At 61.6% G+C, this 15,593-nt stretch carries 16 protein-coding genes; 7 read left to right on the top strand and 9 right to left on the bottom strand.

What is annotated here, in order from left to right; all coding sequences use genetic code 11:
- Nucleotides 1-9: 9 nt before the first annotated feature.
- The 5 genes from ETW23_RS05490 to ETW23_RS05470 form a co-directional block, all read right to left on the bottom strand.
- Nucleotides 10-555: a sarcosine oxidase subunit gamma gene (locus tag ETW23_RS05490; RefSeq protein WP_129371581.1), complete on the bottom strand. Its 546-nt coding sequence runs from the start codon at nucleotides 553-555 to the stop codon at nucleotides 10-12.
- Nucleotides 548-3,493, bottom strand: coding sequence for a sarcosine oxidase subunit alpha family protein (locus ETW23_RS05485; RefSeq protein ID WP_134829367.1), 2,946 nt, complete (start codon nucleotides 3,491-3,493; stop codon nucleotides 548-550). The genes ETW23_RS05490 and ETW23_RS05485 overlap by 8 nt, the downstream gene beginning before the upstream one ends.
- Nucleotides 3,490-3,759: a sarcosine oxidase subunit delta gene (locus ETW23_RS05480; RefSeq protein WP_134829366.1), complete on the bottom strand. Its 270-nt coding sequence runs from the start codon at nucleotides 3,757-3,759 to the stop codon at nucleotides 3,490-3,492. Before ETW23_RS05480 ends, ETW23_RS05485 begins: the two co-directional genes overlap by 4 nt.
- Before the next feature lie 66 nt (nucleotides 3,760-3,825).
- Complete coding sequence (locus ETW23_RS05475) at nucleotides 3,826-5,079, bottom strand: sarcosine oxidase subunit beta family protein (RefSeq protein ID WP_134829365.1); 1,254 nt, start codon at nucleotides 5,077-5,079, stop codon at nucleotides 3,826-3,828.
- Between the two features lie 272 nt (nucleotides 5,080-5,351).
- Nucleotides 5,352-6,782 carry a Glu/Leu/Phe/Val dehydrogenase gene (locus ETW23_RS05470; RefSeq protein ID WP_129371585.1) on the bottom strand — a complete coding sequence of 477 codons (1,431 nt, stop codon included), beginning with the start codon at nucleotides 6,780-6,782 and terminating at the stop codon, nucleotides 5,352-5,354.
- Nucleotides 6,783-7,165: 383 nt separating this feature from the next.
- On the opposite strand from ETW23_RS05470, the gene ETW23_RS05465 reads away from it, so the two are divergent.
- The 3 genes from ETW23_RS05465 to ETW23_RS05455 are packed head-to-tail and all read left to right on the top strand — an operon-like array spanning nucleotide 7,166 to nucleotide 9,874.
- Nucleotides 7,166-8,713, top strand: a complete 1,548-nt coding sequence (locus ETW23_RS05465; protein ID WP_247676915.1) for a TadE/TadG family type IV pilus assembly protein — start codon at nucleotides 7,166-7,168, stop codon at nucleotides 8,711-8,713.
- Nucleotides 8,710-9,246 (top strand): TadE/TadG family type IV pilus assembly protein, encoded by a 537-nt coding sequence (locus tag ETW23_RS05460; protein WP_134829363.1) that lies wholly within the window; start codon nucleotides 8,710-8,712, stop codon nucleotides 9,244-9,246. The genes ETW23_RS05465 and ETW23_RS05460 overlap by 4 nt, the downstream gene beginning before the upstream one ends.
- 4 nt (nucleotides 9,247-9,250) lie before the next feature.
- Nucleotides 9,251-9,874 (top strand): TadE/TadG family type IV pilus assembly protein, encoded by a 624-nt coding sequence (locus ETW23_RS05455; protein ID WP_247676914.1) that lies wholly within the window; start codon nucleotides 9,251-9,253, stop codon nucleotides 9,872-9,874.
- Nucleotides 9,875-9,890: 16 nt separating this feature from the next.
- Here the strand turns inward: ETW23_RS05455 and ETW23_RS05450 are convergent, their stop codons facing one another.
- A complete protein-coding gene (locus ETW23_RS05450; protein ID WP_129371589.1) occupies nucleotides 9,891-10,364 on the bottom strand; it encodes a hypothetical protein in 474 nt (157 codons plus the stop codon).
- Nucleotides 10,365-10,466: 102 nt separating this feature from the next.
- Nucleotides 10,467-11,423, bottom strand: coding sequence for an NAD(P)-dependent oxidoreductase (locus ETW23_RS05445; RefSeq protein ID WP_134831267.1), 957 nt, complete (start codon nucleotides 11,421-11,423; stop codon nucleotides 10,467-10,469).
- Between the two features lie 121 nt (nucleotides 11,424-11,544).
- Between ETW23_RS05445 and ETW23_RS05440 the strand changes: the two genes are divergently transcribed.
- From ETW23_RS05440 to ETW23_RS05430, 3 genes are all read left to right on the top strand, one after another.
- Nucleotides 11,545-12,420 (top strand): LysR family transcriptional regulator, encoded by an 876-nt coding sequence (locus ETW23_RS05440; protein WP_134829362.1) that lies wholly within the window; start codon nucleotides 11,545-11,547, stop codon nucleotides 12,418-12,420.
- Nucleotides 12,421-12,568: 148 nt separating this feature from the next.
- The gene (locus ETW23_RS05435) at nucleotides 12,569-13,480 is read left to right on the top strand and encodes a pirin family protein (RefSeq protein WP_129371591.1); all 912 of its coding nucleotides are present in this window, start codon (nucleotides 12,569-12,571) and stop codon (nucleotides 13,478-13,480) included.
- A gap of 231 nt (nucleotides 13,481-13,711) precedes the next feature.
- Entirely contained in the window at nucleotides 13,712-14,014 is a 303-nt protein-coding gene (locus tag ETW23_RS05430; RefSeq protein ID WP_129371592.1) for an antibiotic biosynthesis monooxygenase, read from the top strand.
- A 14-nt stretch (nucleotides 14,015-14,028) separates the two neighbouring features.
- Here ETW23_RS05430 and ETW23_RS05425 read toward each other — a convergent pair whose 3' ends face one another.
- Both ETW23_RS05425 and ETW23_RS05420 read right to left on the bottom strand, forming a co-directional pair.
- Nucleotides 14,029-14,508: a GNAT family N-acetyltransferase gene (locus ETW23_RS05425; protein ID WP_129371593.1), complete on the bottom strand. Its 480-nt coding sequence runs from the start codon at nucleotides 14,506-14,508 to the stop codon at nucleotides 14,029-14,031.
- Nucleotides 14,505-15,092: a TetR/AcrR family transcriptional regulator gene (locus tag ETW23_RS05420; RefSeq protein ID WP_134829361.1), complete on the bottom strand. Its 588-nt coding sequence runs from the start codon at nucleotides 15,090-15,092 to the stop codon at nucleotides 14,505-14,507. Before ETW23_RS05420 ends, ETW23_RS05425 begins: the two co-directional genes overlap by 4 nt.
- Before the next feature lie 177 nt (nucleotides 15,093-15,269).
- Here ETW23_RS05420 and ETW23_RS05415 point away from each other — a divergent pair, with 177 nt between their 5' ends.
- Complete coding sequence (locus ETW23_RS05415; RefSeq protein WP_134829360.1) at nucleotides 15,270-15,524, top strand: hypothetical protein; 255 nt, start codon at nucleotides 15,270-15,272, stop codon at nucleotides 15,522-15,524.
- Nucleotides 15,525-15,593: the final 69 nt, after the last annotated feature.

Below are 15,593 nucleotides of genomic sequence, written 5' to 3'. Positions count from 1 at the left end.
CCCCAAAGGTTACCCCCGCGCCGCGACAGCTTCCATCGCTGTTTTCAAATCATGCACAAGCGTTTTCGCCATCGAGCGGAACACCATGATCTGAAACGCCTGCGGCCCGGTGCGGGTCACCGAGGCCATCATGTGCTTCAGCTCGGTCCGTGCAGTATGGCCGCGCTTGAACACCTGGTTCCGCAGATCCACCGGCACCAGCCGCGCCAGCACGTCCTCAGCGCCAGCGCCTTCCAGCCGCACCACGGCCCAGGCGTCGCTCTGATCCGTCAGCGCGGCGTGCCCCGCTAGCTTGGCATCCGGCGCAAGCCCCATCAGCAATGCCATGTCCCGCCCGAACCAGACCGCGCGGCTGCCGGCCTTGCCAGTCGCACGGTTTGCCGCCGGGAAGGCCATGCCATGGGCCGTTTCCAGCGCCTTGCTCAGCGCCTCCTGCTGGCCCTTGAACGGGGCCACGGTCCACATCGCACCGGGATGTTCCTCGGTCAGGCTCATGCCGCCGATGGTTGCCGGAACCAGTCCTTCACAGGGACTTTTTGCAATCAGTTCAGCCACGGGAACGCCCTCCTTCGGGGTCAAAGAACACGGGCGAAACAACCTCGCACAGGGTATCAACACCGCGCATGTGGTCAACCAGACGCACAGTTTCGCCGATCCGCTCCGGTCCTTCTTTCAGAAAGGCCAGGCCAATCGGGCACCCCAGCGCCGGCGAATAACCGGCCGAGGTCACGTAACCCTGATCATAGATCCGCTCGACCGGGTCGCCCGGCGTGAACAGATGGGCCCCGGCAGTGATCTCCTTAGCCGCGCCAACCGGCTTCAGGCCCACAAGGCGCATCCGGTCCTCGGCCATCAGCCCCTCGCGGGTGGACATCGGCTTGCCCAGAAAATCCTTCTTCCTGGACATCATTCCCTGCAGCCCCAGGTCAAAGGCGGTCACTGTGCCGTTGATCTCGGCATGGGTGATCAGACCCTTTTCGATCCGCAGCACGTTCAGCGCTTCCATCCCATAGGCACCGCCGCCCATCGCCTCGGCCCGCTTCAACAACTCGCGGAACAGGCTTTCACCATAGCGCGCAGGAACGGCCACCTCATAGGCATGCTCACCCGAGAAAGAGATCCGGAACAGCCGCCCCTTGACGCCCAGCACGGTCGCCTCGCCGCAGCCCATGAAAGGCCAGGTTTCGCCGTTGACCTCCTCGTCCAGCAGCCCGTTCAGCAGCTCCTGCGACTTGGGGCCTGCTACGGCAAACTGCGCCCATTGCTCCGTCACCGAGGTGAACCGCACGTCCCAATCCGGGCAGAGCGCCTGGGAAACAAACTCCATATGCGCCATCACCTGCCCCGCCGCGGCGGTTGTGGTGGTCATGACATAATGGTTTTCACCCAGCCGCGCGGTGGTGCCGTCATCCATGACAAAGCCGTCTTCGCGCAGCATCAGCCCATAGCGGACCTTGCCAACCTTCAGCGTGCTGAAGGTGTTGGTATAAAGATGATCCAGGAACTTGCCTGCATCGGCGCCCTGAATGTCGATCTTGCCCAGGGTGGAGACATCGCAAATGCCCACCGCATTGCGCACGCACGTCACTTCCCGGTCGCAGGACTGGCGCCAATTGGTCTCCCCCGGCTTCGGATAATAGGCGGCGCGGTACCACAGCCCGACCTCCAGCTGATGCGCGCCGCGGGTGTCGCTCTCGCCGTGCGACGTCAGGAAGCGCTGCGGCTTAAAGCCCTCATCCGTGGCCCCTGCCCCGATGGCACCAATGGCCACCGGCACAAACGGCGGCCGGAAGGTGGTGGTGCCGGTCTCGGGGATCGTCCGCCCCGTCGCATCCGCCAGCACCGCCAGCGCTGCAACGTTTGAGTTCTTGCCCTGATCGGTTGCCATCCCTTGGGTGGTGTAGCGCTTCATATGCTCGACCGAGCGGAAATTCTCAACCGCTGCCTGCTTCACATCCTTGACGGTGACGTCGTTCTGGAAATCGAGCCAGGCGCGGCCCTTGCCCGGCACCGCCCACAGCGCCGCAATACGGTAGGGATCATCCTCCGCATCCGGCAGATCACCGGCAGCGGGTTTCAGGCCCAGCGCTTCCAGCACCTTAGCCGCAGCATCCGCGCCTTCGCGCAGCGCGCCTGCGGTGGAGAACGTACCTTTACAGGCGCCCGCCGTGACCATCCCCGGCACGGCGCCCTCTGCGGGAACAAAGGCCAGCGCATCGCGTTTCCAAACGGGGCGGCTGTTCAGGTGGCAGGTCAGATGCACCGAAGGGTTCCAGCCGCCGGACATCGCCAGGCAGTCGGTCTGGATCTTCTCCTCGCCCTTGACCGAGCGCACAGTGATGCTGTCCACCCGATGCCGTCCGGCGGAACCGCAAACCTGCGCGCCCTTGATCACCTGATACGGGCCGCTGTCCGGCGCCTCATGGCGGCTGTCGATCACCGCCGCGATGTGGACGCCTGCATTATGCAGGTCGCGTGCGGTGCGGTGCGCCTGATCGTTGTTGGCAAAGACGGTGACCCGCTCCCCCGGCGCCACACCCCAGCGGTTCAGATAGGCGCGCACGGCGCCCGCCATCATGATGCCAGGCCGGTCATTGTTACGGAACGCCACGGGACGCTCGATCGCGCCTGCTGCCAGCACCGCATGTTTGGCAGCGATCCGCCAGAAGCATTCGCGCGGCAGGTGGCTGCCTTTCAGCGAATGGCGCCGCGGCAAATGGTGCGAAACCCGCTCCAGCGCGCCATAAGTGCCCTGATCATAGGCGCCGGTGACAGCAGTGCGGGTCATCAGCCGCACATTGTCCATCGCCTCAAGCTCAGCCAGCACGTCCGCGGCCCACTCATGGCCCGGTTTGCCGCTGACGTCTTCGCGTTCCGCCAAAAGACGCCCGCCCATGCGGCTGTCTTCCTCTGCCAGAATCACATCGGCCCCGGCCCGGCCGGCAGTCAGCGCCGCCATCAGCCCGGCAGGACCCGAACCGATCACCAGCACATCGCAAAAGGCAAAGGCTTTCTCATACCGGTCCTGATCCGCCTCGCCCGACAGCGCACCAAGCCCTGCCGCATTGCGGATCATCGGCTCATAGAGCTTTTCCCAGAACGCAGCCGGCCACATGAAAGTCTTGTAATAGAACCCTGCAGTAAAAAACGGCGCCGCCAGGTCATTGACCGCCATCACGTCACGTTCGACCGAGGGCCAGCAGTTCTGACTGCGCGCCTCCAGCCCCTCGAATATTTCTTGCTGGGTCGCGCGGACGTTCGGATCCTGCTGGCCGCCGGTGCCGGTGGTCACCAGTGCGTTCGGCTCTTCGCTGCCCGCGGTCAGTACCCCGCGCGGGCGGTGGTATTTGAACGACCGCGCCATCAGATGCACATCATTGGCCAGCAAGGCAGCGGCCAGCGTGTCCCCTTCCAGCCCCATCAGGTGGCGGCCATTAAATGAGAACGTAACCGGCTTCGCACCCTGGTTCAGCCCCTTGCCTGGAAGTCTCATGCCTTACCTCCCAGCCTGGCCTCGGACGCCAGCTGCACCGCCAGAATCTCATGGGTCGACGTATTGCGAGTGACCTTCAGCCAGGAATTGCAGCCCATCTCGTGATACCACAGCTCATCCAGCGGCCCCGCCGGGTTTTGCCGCAGGTTCACATACTCGTGCCAGGCATCCAGACCAGCGCCTTCAGCCGGGCGCACTACTGCTGCACCTTTGTAATAGAATTCGCGGCGGTCCCTTTCGCCGCAGAGCGGACAGGCAATCCTCATGACCAGCGCCCTTTCATCTTTCTGAAAAAACTCCCGCCGGAGGCAAACCCGGCGCATTCAAAACGCTTAGTGCAAGTTATGCTGCGCACCGGTCCCCTCCTCATCCATCAGGCCATGACCGCTGCGGAAACGGTCGAGCTTCAGTTTGGTTGCTGCCCCATGCGGGCGGTCCGTGGCGATCAGATGGGCATAGACATGGCCTGACGCCGGCGTCGCCTTAAAGCCTCCGTAACACCAGCCGCAATTCAGATAGAGTCCGTCAACCGGCGAATGATCGATAATGGGCGAGCCATCTGGCGTCATATCCATAATGCCGCCCCAGCTGCGCAAGAGCCGCGCCTTGCTGACCGCCGGCACCATCGCCACAAAGCTCTCCATCGTGTGCTCCACCATCGGCAGGTTCCCCCGCGCGGCGTAAGAGCTGTAGAAATCCAGATAGCTGCCAAACACCAGCCCGCCCTTGTCCGACTGGCTGATGTAGAGATGCCCTTCGGCAAAGGTGATCACATGATCCACGATGGGTTTCAGCCCTTCGGAAACAAAGGCCTGCAGCACGTGGCTTTCAATCGGCAGGGTCAGACCCGCCATCGCCGCCACCTGGCCGGAGCGCCCCGCAGCGGCCAGCGCCACCTTCTTGGCCCGGATCGGTCCGCGTGCAGTCTGCACGCCAACAACCTTGCCGTTCTCCACGTCGATGCCGGTGACTTCGCAGTTCTGGATCAGATCCACCCCGCGCATATCGGCACCGCGGGCATACCCCCAGGCCACCGCGTCATGGCGCGCAGTGCCCGCCCGGCGCTGCATCAGCCCGCCCATGATCGGGAAGCGGTTGCTGTCAAAATTCAGGAACGGCGCCAGCGCGCGCACCTGTTCGCGGCTCAGGATCTCAGCATCGTCACCCTGGTTGATGATCGCGTTGCCCCGCCGCACTGCGGCGTCGCGCTGACCGTCATTGTGGTAGAGATTGAGGATGCCGCGCTGCGACATCATCGCGTTGTAATTCAGGTTCTGCTCCATCCCTTCCCACAGTTTCAGCGAGTGGGAATAAAACTCGGAATTGCCCGGCAGGTAGTAGTTGGCGCGCACGATTGTGGTGTTGCGCCCCACATTGCCGCCGCCGAGATAACCCTTTTCCAGCACTGCAACATTGGTAATGCCGTGTTCTTTGGCCAGGTAATAGGCGGTCGCCAGACCGTGGCCGCCGCCGCCGATGATTACCACGTCATATTCGGACTTGGGCGCGGGGTCGCGCCAGTGCGGCGTCCAGCCCTTGTTTCCGGTGAGCCCCTCTTTGAGCACACGCCATCCCGAAAACCGCATGTCGTCCCTCCCCGTCAAATCACTTCCGGTGCCCGGAAAAAAGGTGACCCGGACCCTGGCGGCATTGCTACCCGCTTTCGCCTGCCGCTCCTAGCCCCAAGGATCAATTTGCGGCAGTCCGGCCCGGCTTTGCTGCAAAACACACGAACTGATCATATGTGTCTAGTAGTAATTGCGACAGGTCGTGACGTATTCCGGTTCACTAGCAAATTAAAAACGGGGCGGAGAGTTTTCCCTCCGCCCCGGCTATAATCAATGTGCCCGCTGGCTGGTCAGAGACCCTTGGCGTGATAACTTTTGGCGACCTTGTCGATCGACACCAGATAGGCGGCAGTACGAAGGTCGGTGACATCGTCCCGGCTGTGCCAGACCTCACGCATCGACTGGTAGGCCACCCGCATAGTGTCATCGAGGCCCGAGCGCACAAGTTCCAGCTCACCCGCGCCCTTAAGGTACTTGTCCTTGAAATTCGGCGACATCGACCAGGTATTGCCCATCACGTCGTCCAGACGCTGCAGCTCGTCGATCACCAGCTGGTGGCGCGCCTCTTCCTGGCGGCGCTGCATGCGTCCGAAACGGATGTGGGACAGGTTCTTCACCCATTCGAAGTATGACACCGTCACACCGCCCGCGTTGGCATACATGTCGGGAATGATCACGGTGCCCTTTTTGCGCAGAATGTCATCCGCACCGGCAGTCACCGGACCGTTTGCAGCCTCGATGATCAGCGGCGCCTTCACGCGTTCAGCGTTGGACAGGTTGATCACCCCCTCCAGCGCCGCCGGGATCAGGATGTCGCAGTCTTCTTCCAGCAGCAGCGCGCCGTCTTCCACATACTGGGCATCAGGGTAACCAGCCACGCCGCCATGCTTGACGATCCAATTGCGCACCGCCTCGACGTCCAGGCCATCGGGGTTCGACAATCCGCCGTCCCGTTCGATGATGCCGGTGATCCGCGAACCATCTTCCTCGGACAGGAATTTGGCCGCGTGATAGCCCACGTTGCCAAGCCCCTGAACAATGACCCGCTTGCCATCCAGCTTGCCGCTCAGGCCAGCTGCTGCCTTGTCTTCCTCGTAACGGAAGAATTCCTGCAGCGCATATTGCACGCCGCGGCCCGTGGCCTCGACCCGGCCCGAGATGCCGCCGGCATTCAGCGGCTTGCCGGTGACACAAGCCTTGGCGTTGATGTCGGTGGTGTTCATGCGCGCATACTGGTCCGCAATCCAGGCCATCTCACGCTCGCCGGTGCCCATGTCGGGCGCTGGCACGTTCTGCGAGGGATGGATCAGGTCGCGCTTGGCCAGTTCATAGGCAAAGCGGCGGGTGATCAATTCCAGTTCGTGCTCTTCATATTCGCGCGGATCAATGCAAAGCCCGCCCTTGGAGCCGCCGAACGGCGCCTCCACCAGGGCGCATTTATAAGTCATCAGCGCCGCCAGCGCTTCGACCTCGTCCTGGTTGACACCGGTGGCATAACGGATGCCGCCTTTGACGGGCTCCATATGTTCGGAATGGACCGAGCGGTAGCCGGTGAATGTATGCATGGCGCCGCGCAGGCGCACCCCGAACCGCACCGTATAGGTCGCGTTGCAGACCCGGATCTTTTCCTCCAGCCCCGGCGGCAAATCCATCAGGGACACGGCCCGGTTAAACATCAGGTCCACGCTCTCGCGGAAGCTCGGCTCTGTGCGGCTGCTCATCTAAAATCTTCTCCGTGCTCAAACATCGACTCGATGCCGATGATGCCTTCACTCTATGCAGAGAAGATTAAGGAGTGCGACCTTTTTGACCATTCCCTGCCAAAAAGATTCGCATTTTAGCGAAAGACTCACGATTCGCCGCTTGCCCGGAACCATTGTTCCGCAGACTGCAACAACTCCGCAGGATACCCGGCAATTGAAACCCCAAATCACTACAATCACATGTTTTTCGGCGCAAACCCGCCCCAATTCCGCCACGTTCGGCAGCCATTAATTATGTGTAAATTCCGCGTCTAGAGCCGGGCTGATCTGTTCAAGAACCGGCGGGGGGTGTTTAAATGCATAGACGTCACAAGGGGTCCACAGCGCTGAGCAGCCCGCTCATGCAGCGCTGTCTGGCCAAGGCAAAAGCCTTCCTGAAAGAAGAAGACGGGGTGATGGCTGCACCGACGTGCTTCACCGTTTTGGCAATGGTTGCAATCGGCGGCATCGGGATTGACCTGATGCGGATGGAACGCGACCGCACCAATTTGCAATACACTCTGGACCGGGCGGTGCTGGCAGCTGCGGATCTTGATCAAACCCTTGCGGCTGACGCCGTTGTTCTGGATTACCTGACGAAGGTCGGGCTTGAACAATATTACTCCAACCCGATCGACAGCGAGAGCCTTGGGTACAAAAGCGTTGAAGCGACGATCAACACCGACTTCGATGCGCTGTGGCTGAATTTCTCGGGTGTCAGCAGCCTGCCGATTTATGCAAATTCCCGCGCTGAAGAAAGCATCGACGGCGTCGAAATCTCAATGGTGCTGGACGTATCCGGCTCGATGACCCGCAACAGCCGCCTGACCAACCTGAAGGTCGCGGCCAAGGATTTTGTCGATACCATGGTGGCAAACACCACCGACGGCAAAATGTCGATTTCCATTGTGCCCTATGCAACCCAGGTCTCCGCACCTGAGGAGCTTTTGGATCAATACAACCTCGATAGGCTGCACACCTATTCCAACTGCGTGAATTTCTCCGCCTCCGATTTCAATTCAGCCGGCTTGTCCACTTCGGCCTCCCTGGAGCAAACGATGCAGTTTTCTCCCTGGGACCGCTGGGACGACCGGCCGGGCCTGGTCGGTTCACCCGTCTGCGAAGAACATGCGCACCGGGAGATGATGCTTTTACAGAAGGATGCCACGGCTCTCAAAGGCTTCATCGACGGCCTTGTGGGGCGCGGAAACACGTCCATTGACATCGGCATGAAATGGGGCACCGCCTTGCTGGACCCTTCCGCACGTCCGGCCATCAGCGCTCTTTCCTCCGGCGCCGGCGCGATCATTCCAAGTGACTTTTCCGCCCGTCCGTCTGCCTATACCGACACAGATACCGTCAAGGTTATCGTGCTGATGACAGATGGCCAGAACACCTCGCAATACTATGTCGAGAACGACCACCGCGAGGGGGATTCAAACGTTTGGTACGATGCGGCCAGCGGCGTGTATTCCACACTTAACCCTTCCACAGGAAAGTTCCGCCGGGACGGGTATTCCTACTGGCATAACACGCCCAAAGGCGGTGACAACGCCGAACGCCTCACCAACGTGGATCTGTTTGCGAAAACACCGCTCAAATATCTTTACTACAATCTCTTTGGCGATTGGATGGGCATCTCTGCTGCCCGCAGTGAATGGTATTACGGCGTCTACGACTATCACGGCAATTCAACCAAGAATGCCCGCACCCGAAGCATCTGCCAGGCTGCCAAAGATCAGGGCATTATTGTCTACACCATCGGTTTCGAGGCACCCAGCGACGGGGTGGCAGTGCTGCAGGATTGCGCCAGCTCTGACGCCCATTACTTTGACGTCGACGGGCTGGAAATCAGCGATGCCTTTGCCTCGATCGCAACGTCCATCCGTCAGCTGAGGCTCACCCAATGATCCGCCGTACCACACAAGCCCTGCGCCGTTTCAGGCAGCGCGAAGATGGCAACTCCACTGTGGAATTCGCTGTCATCGTTCCTGCCTTCATGATGATCCTCATGTCCACCGTTGAACTGGGCATGATCAATCTCCGCCACTCACAGCTTGAGCGGGCCCTGGATGAGACCGTCCGGACTATCCGCCTTGGCACCGGCGGCAATATGCAGCACGATGCGCTGCGCGACGAAGTCTGCGACCGCTCCGGTTTTATTGAGGATTGCGAGACTTCCCTGCGCCTGGAAATGGTGCAGATTGACCCCTACAACTGGACCGCCATAGATCCGACTCCGGACTGCGTGAACCGCGTTGCAGACATTCAACCGGTCCGGACATTCGAGAACGGCCAGTCCAACGAACTGATGTTCATTCGCGCCTGCATGAAGTTCAACCCGATCTTCCCCACCTGGGGTCTCGGCAGTCATCTGAGCAAGGATGAAGACGGCCGGATCAACCTGCTCGCTTCATCTGCATTCGTCCAGGAACCGAGGTAACGCTATGCTGACACTCCTCTCCCGCCGTCTGTCCGGCCGCCTGCCGGGTCCTGCCCGCCGTTTTCTGACCGGAACCCGCGGCAACGTCTCGGTCGAATTCGCCATCTATCTGCCGCTTCTGCTGGGCATGTTTACTGCAGTTTACACCTTCTTTGACGCCTTCCGACAGGAAAGCATCAACCTGAAGGCTGCGTATACCGTGTCCGATCTGATATCACGGGAAACCAATGCCCTGAACGACAACTATATCGACAGCATGCATGCGCTGGCCACGGAACTGGTGCGCGGCGACACGTCATTGTCCACCCGCATCTCGGTCGTGCGCTGGGACGAAGACGATCAGCGCTACTATGTCGACTGGTCCAAGGTCCGGGGCAGCGCCTTTCAGGAATGGGCCGATGGCTCGATCAACACCGTCAAGGAAAAACTGCCGACCATGCCGGATCAGGAGCGCGTCATTCTGGTAGAAACCTGGAATGAGATACACCCTGCCTTCAATATCGGCATTCCGCTGATGGACCTGCAAAACTTTGTCTTCACCCGGCCGCGTTTTGCCCCGCTTGTCGCCTTTGAGGGCGGCGCTACCGGCTCAGGCAGCCATGATGATGGCGGACAAGGCACCGATTAAAGCGCCTGGCGCGGCCTTATTGGCCGCGCTGCGCCATCATCGCCGCCAGGATTTCCGACATCGCCTTGCCTTGCGATCCCGGCGTTACCCCGCCAATGCCGATCCGGCGGCCCGACCGCCACCACAGCCCGGGCATCCAGATCCTGGAGCCTTGCGCGCCGGTCCGGATCAAAAAACCGTTGGACGGCTTAAAAGCAAAAAAGCCGCGGTCGATGGCCTTGATATCTTCAACCCTGGCAATCAGCTGGCCATTTGAACAGCGCAGCTCCTCTGCTGTCAGCTCGATCCGGTGCACGGTTGCCTGCCACATCCGCACCGCCAGCCACAGTGCCGCTGCGCCAACCGCCAGCAGAAACACCAGCCATGCCGGAGACGGCGGCGCCGCGAAGGCGACATAAAGCAGCAGGCAGCCGGTCAATCCCAGCATCGCCGTGCCCATGATCCGCCGCCCGCCGGAGGCTTCTATTGTGGCCAGGACCTCATTGCTCATCCGCTGCTCCCCTTGCTGCTGCGCCGGGCATAAACCGGATTTGCCAAAGAAAACAGCCCCCGCCGAAGCAGGGGCTGGATGCGGCCGTGCAAGCAGGGAAACTTACTCCGCAGCAGCGCGGCGCACGACCACCTCATAGCCCGGCTCTTCCGGTTCGTCGTCAATCAATTCCTGCGGGAAACCCGGCGCGGTGACGGAGAGGCCGGTGGCCTCTTCCAGACGCTCGATCATCCGGTCGGACTGCGCCCGCTCGCCATAACGGCGCTGGCCGTCCTTCATCATCTCGATCATCAGCGGCGACAGCTCCAGCGGCACATTGCTGCGGTCCGCCAGGGTCTGGAACAGGCCGATGTCCTTCATCACCAGATCCATGGTGAAGTTCACATTGCGTGATCCGGACAGGATCAGCTGGCTTTCGGTCTCATGCGCAAAAGAGGTGCCCGACGACATCGAAATCGCCTCAAACGTCATGCCCAGATCCATGCCGCTGGCCTTCATCACCGTCAGCGCCTCGCAGACCGCCAGCATGTTGATATTGGCCAGATAGTTGGTCATCACTTTCAGAACCGACGAATTGCCGACCTCGCCCACGTGCAGAATGCGGCGCCCCATGGTTGTCAGGATCGGCAGAATACGGTCGAACGTCGCGCGCTCGCAGCCCGCATAGATCGATATATTACCGGTGTCAGCCCGATGGCAGCCGCCGGACACAGGGCAGTCGACCGGCTGACCGCCGCGTTCGGCAATCAAGGCGCCCAAGCGCTTTACCTCAGCCACATCGGTGGTGGACATTTCCATCCAGACCTTGTCGGGCTGCACATGCGGTAGCATCTCGGTGACCACCGCATCGGATGCCGCCGGGCTTGGCAGGCAGGTGATGACCGCATCGCAATCCTGCATCATTTGCGCCGGGCTGCCGCCTGCTTTGGCACCGCGCGCCACAAAGGACTGCACCAGATCCGCATCCAGATCGTGCACGGTCACGTCCAGACCGTTGCGCACCAGGCTGCCGGCCAGTTTGCCGCCAACGTTGCCAAGGCCGATAAAGCCGACTTTCATGTCCGTCGCCATGTCGAATGTCTCCTCCCGGGGTATGTCTTTGCGATATGGCTAGCTTGACCTCCGCCAAAATTAAAACGAATAATAAAGCGGTCTGACCCTAGGAAAATTTGCAGCACTAATGTCCGACCTGCCCAATCTCGTCTGGCTGCGCGCGTTTGAGGCCGCCGCCCGTCTGAAAAGCTTCACCGCTGCGGCAGAGGAGCTGGGGCTGACCCAGGCCGCCGTCAGCCATCAGGTGCGCAGCCTGGAGAAAAGCTTTGGCATCACTTTTTTTACCCGCCGGTCGCGCCATCTGGAACTGACAGAGCTGGGCCATGCCTATTACCCTTCGGTGGCGCAGGCGCTGACCGACATCGCGTATTCCACCCGCGGGCTGCTGGGGCATGCGCAGACCCGCACGGTGACGATACGGGCACCGGTCTCGACTGCTGTCCTATGGGTGGCGCCGCGGCTGGGGGTGTTCCACGCCGCCAATCCGCATATCCGCATCCGGCTTATCTCTGCCGTCTGGGCCGACAGCACCCAGGACGAGGACGTGGATATCGACCTGCGGCTCGGGCCATCCGGCTGGTTCGGCCGCCGTGCGCATCTGCTTTCAGCTGAGACCGTGATCCCCGTGGCGCAGCCGCAGCTGGCAGGACGGATGCGGTCCGTGGATCAGCTGTTCGACCAGACGCTGATCCATATCCACGGTTATCAGGACCATTGGCTGCGGCTGTCCGAACAAGAAGGCGTGCCGCTGAAGGACCGCACCGCGCCGCTCTATGTGGACACCTCTTTGGCAGCGATAGAAATGACGGCCTCTGGTGCTGGTGTAGCCATGCTGATGCGCCGCTATGCCGAACTGCCGCTGTCGCAGGGCCGACTGGCACGGGTTCTTGGTGCAGAAATCCCCATGGGTCAGGGCCACTATTTGATGCCAGCCGCCGGAGAGGCCCCGAACAGCGCCGAAGTATCCCTGGCACGCGATTGGATTGTATCGCTGTTCGGCTGAACAGCGATGGCCCCTTGTCCGGCCTTGGCGCCTGCGGGCTGGAGCGCTCCGTTCGCACACGCACAGAAGCCGTGTTTCAACGCCCGTTTTCCAGCGGCACCGCACAGCCTATCTTGCCATCAGTCATTAAAACCCAGGAGACAGGCAGATGTCCCTTAGACCGATACTCGAAACCCGTCCGGCACAGCCCCATACCGAGGGCGCCGGCGTGAAACTGCACCGCGCCTTCGGATTTCAGGATCCGTCCGAGCTGGACCCGTTCCTGCTGTTCGACGATTTCCGCAATGAAAACCCCGAAGACTATCTGCGCGGCTTCCCCTGGCATCCGCACCGGGGCATCGAGACCATAACTTATGTGCTGTCCGGCACGGTCGAACATGGCGACTCGCTGGGTAATGCGGGCACCCTGGGCGCAGGCGACGTGCAGTGGATGACCGCCGGCTCCGGCATCCTGCATCAGGAGATGCCGTCGGGCAACGCGCAAGGCCAGATGCATGGTTTCCAGCTCTGGGGCAACCTGCCTGCCAGCGAGAAAATGACCGCGCCGCGCTACCAGGATGTGAGCGGCACCGAGATCCCTGAAATCATCGACGACGACGGCACACGGGTGAAAGTGATTGTCGGAGATTTCTGGGGCAAGCGCGGCCCGGTGGACGGTATTGCCGCCGATCCGCAGTATCTGGATGTGTTTATTCCGGCGGGCGTGAAAAAGACCCTGCCGATCGACACCTACCGCCGCGCCTTTGCCTATGTGTTCGAAGGCCAGGCGGCTTTTGCTGACGCTTCAGCGCCGCAAGGGGTATTGCTGGAAAAAGAAGTGGCAGGCGAAGAGGTCAACATCCGCGACCTGTCCGGCGACCGTACCCTGATCCGCTTTGGCACCGGCGATGAGATCACCGTGCAGGCGGGCCCCGAGGGCGTGCGTTTCCTGCTGATCTCCGGCGCGCCGATCCACGAGCCGGTGGCCTGGCACGGGCCCATCGTGATGAATACCCAGGCAGAGCTGCAACAGGCCTTCCGCGACCTGCGCAACGGGACATTTATAAAGCCCGCGCACTGATCGGGAAAACCGGTGCCCACTTTTCCCTGTGCGCGGCGCAGGCCCGCGCACTGATCCGGAAAACCGGTGCCCACTTTTCCCTGTGCGCGGCGCAGGCCCGCGCACTGACCCGGAAAACCGCTGCCCGCTATTCCCTGTGCGCGGCGCAGGCCCGCGCACAGGGAAAACCGCGCCCGCCAAAACGGACGCGGTATGCTATACTCCCTGCGCCAATAAGCGTTGGGGGGAGTGATGATTATCCGGGTGTTCCGTGCCACCGTCCGCGAGGACAGGATCGAGGACTTCAAGGCCTTTCTGACCGGCAGCGCCATTCCGCATGTGCGCCGCCAGCCGGGGCTGGTCTCGGTCACCGCCGGGCTGCCGCGGCCGGACTCGCCTGCCACCTTCTGCGTCGTCATGGTCTGGGAGAGCATCGAGGCGCTGCAGGCCTTTGCAGGCGAGAACTGGGAGCAACCGCATGTGCTGCCGGAGGAAGACCCGATGGTGCTAAGCCGCCAGATCGACCATTACGATATGATCGGGCTGTTGAGCTGACAGACCTGCCGCAGTCAGCCGCCGGCACGCCAGCTGTAAACAGTTTCGGTGCCCGACGGCCCGGGTGTGAAACCGGCTTTTTCCAGCACCCTGGCCGAGGCCGCGTTCTGCTGCATGACCCCGCCGCTGATCGTCACGCCGCTGCCGCGGAAATGAGCCTGCAAGCCCCCAAGCAGCTCGCTGGCCAGCCCTTGGCCCCAGGCAGCTTCGGCAAACAGATAGCCAAGGTTCCGGATGGCTGCGCCTTTGTCAGGAAAAGAAAGAATAACCAGCCCGATACCCTGCCCCGCAGTTTCGCGCAGGGCAATCACCTCGGCTTGCTGCGAGACCGCCTCCAGAAACGCCCGGCGGGCGCCATCGTCTTCTGGGGTCTGAAACCCCGAGGGCAGCCATTGCACCACTTTCGGCGCAAAGAGCTCCGCCATTTCGGCATCAGTCAGATTCCGCCATGGCACCGCCCGCAGACGGCTGGTTTGCAGATCCAGCAAGCTCATGCGCTGACCGCTTTTTGCACCATGTCCCAATAGACCTTCTCTACCTCATCCAGCGTCAGGCGCCCCTCGGAACGGTACCATGTGTTGACCCCGTTCAGCATCGCAATCACCGCCAGTGTGGCGATTTTGGTATCGGGAATACGGAACACACGCTGCTCCACCCCCTCTTTCAGGATCGCCTCCACGCCGTTCTCATAATCCCGGCGCAGCGATTCGAGGGCGGAGAAATTTTCCTCCGTCAGGTTGCGCAGCTCCATATAGGCGATGAACACCGCATCCGGGCGCTCCAGGTGAAAGCGGATGTGAAAGCCGGTAAAGGCCCGCAGCCGCTCTGCCGCGCCCACGGCCCGCGGCACCGCGTCCCACGCCGCCTGCAGTTCCACCATATGTCCTTGCATCAGGTTGAACAGCAGGCTTTGCTTGTCCGGTGTGTAGTTATACAGCGCCCCGGCCTGCACCCCCACCTCCTTGGCGATCTGACGCATTGAGACGGCGGCATAGCCATGCTGCGCGAACAGCCGCAATGCGGCCTCGCGGATTTTGGGTCCGGTGATATCGGAATGTGAGCCTTGGGTACGTGCCATACCCGGACCGTAACTGAACACGCGTTCAGAAAAAAGAGAGAGAATGCCCGAAAGATGTCCTGTTCCTGAACCCGGCGGCCCGGCCAGGCCAATCCCGGCACATGCAGGCGGGAAAGCAATTGTACGGCGGCTCCGGACACCTTAGAACCTCCAGGATAAAACACAGGATTTCGTACAATGCAGGTTTGGGTCCGGATTATATGTCTTCTGGCTTTGACGGCGGCAGCCGCCTGCACCCGCGTGCCCGAGCTGGAGGACCGGCTGACCCCGGATCTGCGTGGCGCGGGATACCCGGAACTGCTGCCGCTGGATGACGCGCTGGAACCGCTCGACCCGCCGCAGCAGGCCGGCGCAGACCTGCAGGATGAGCTTGACGCCCGCAGCGCCCGGCTGAAACGCCGCGCCGAGGCGGTGAAAAACGCCGAATCTTAGGCCGTTCCCGGCTTTCCCTTCCGCATGTGCTGCAGGCAGGCGGCAGCAGCGTTGCACGCCCGCGCCGAA

Source organism: Leisingera sp. NJS201 (genome assembly GCF_004535885.1).
Taxonomy (GTDB): Bacteria; Pseudomonadota; Alphaproteobacteria; order Rhodobacterales; family Rhodobacteraceae; genus Leisingera.
The sequence above is the reverse complement of the archived record's forward strand: the minus strand, read 5'-3'. Positions and strand labels throughout refer to the sequence as shown.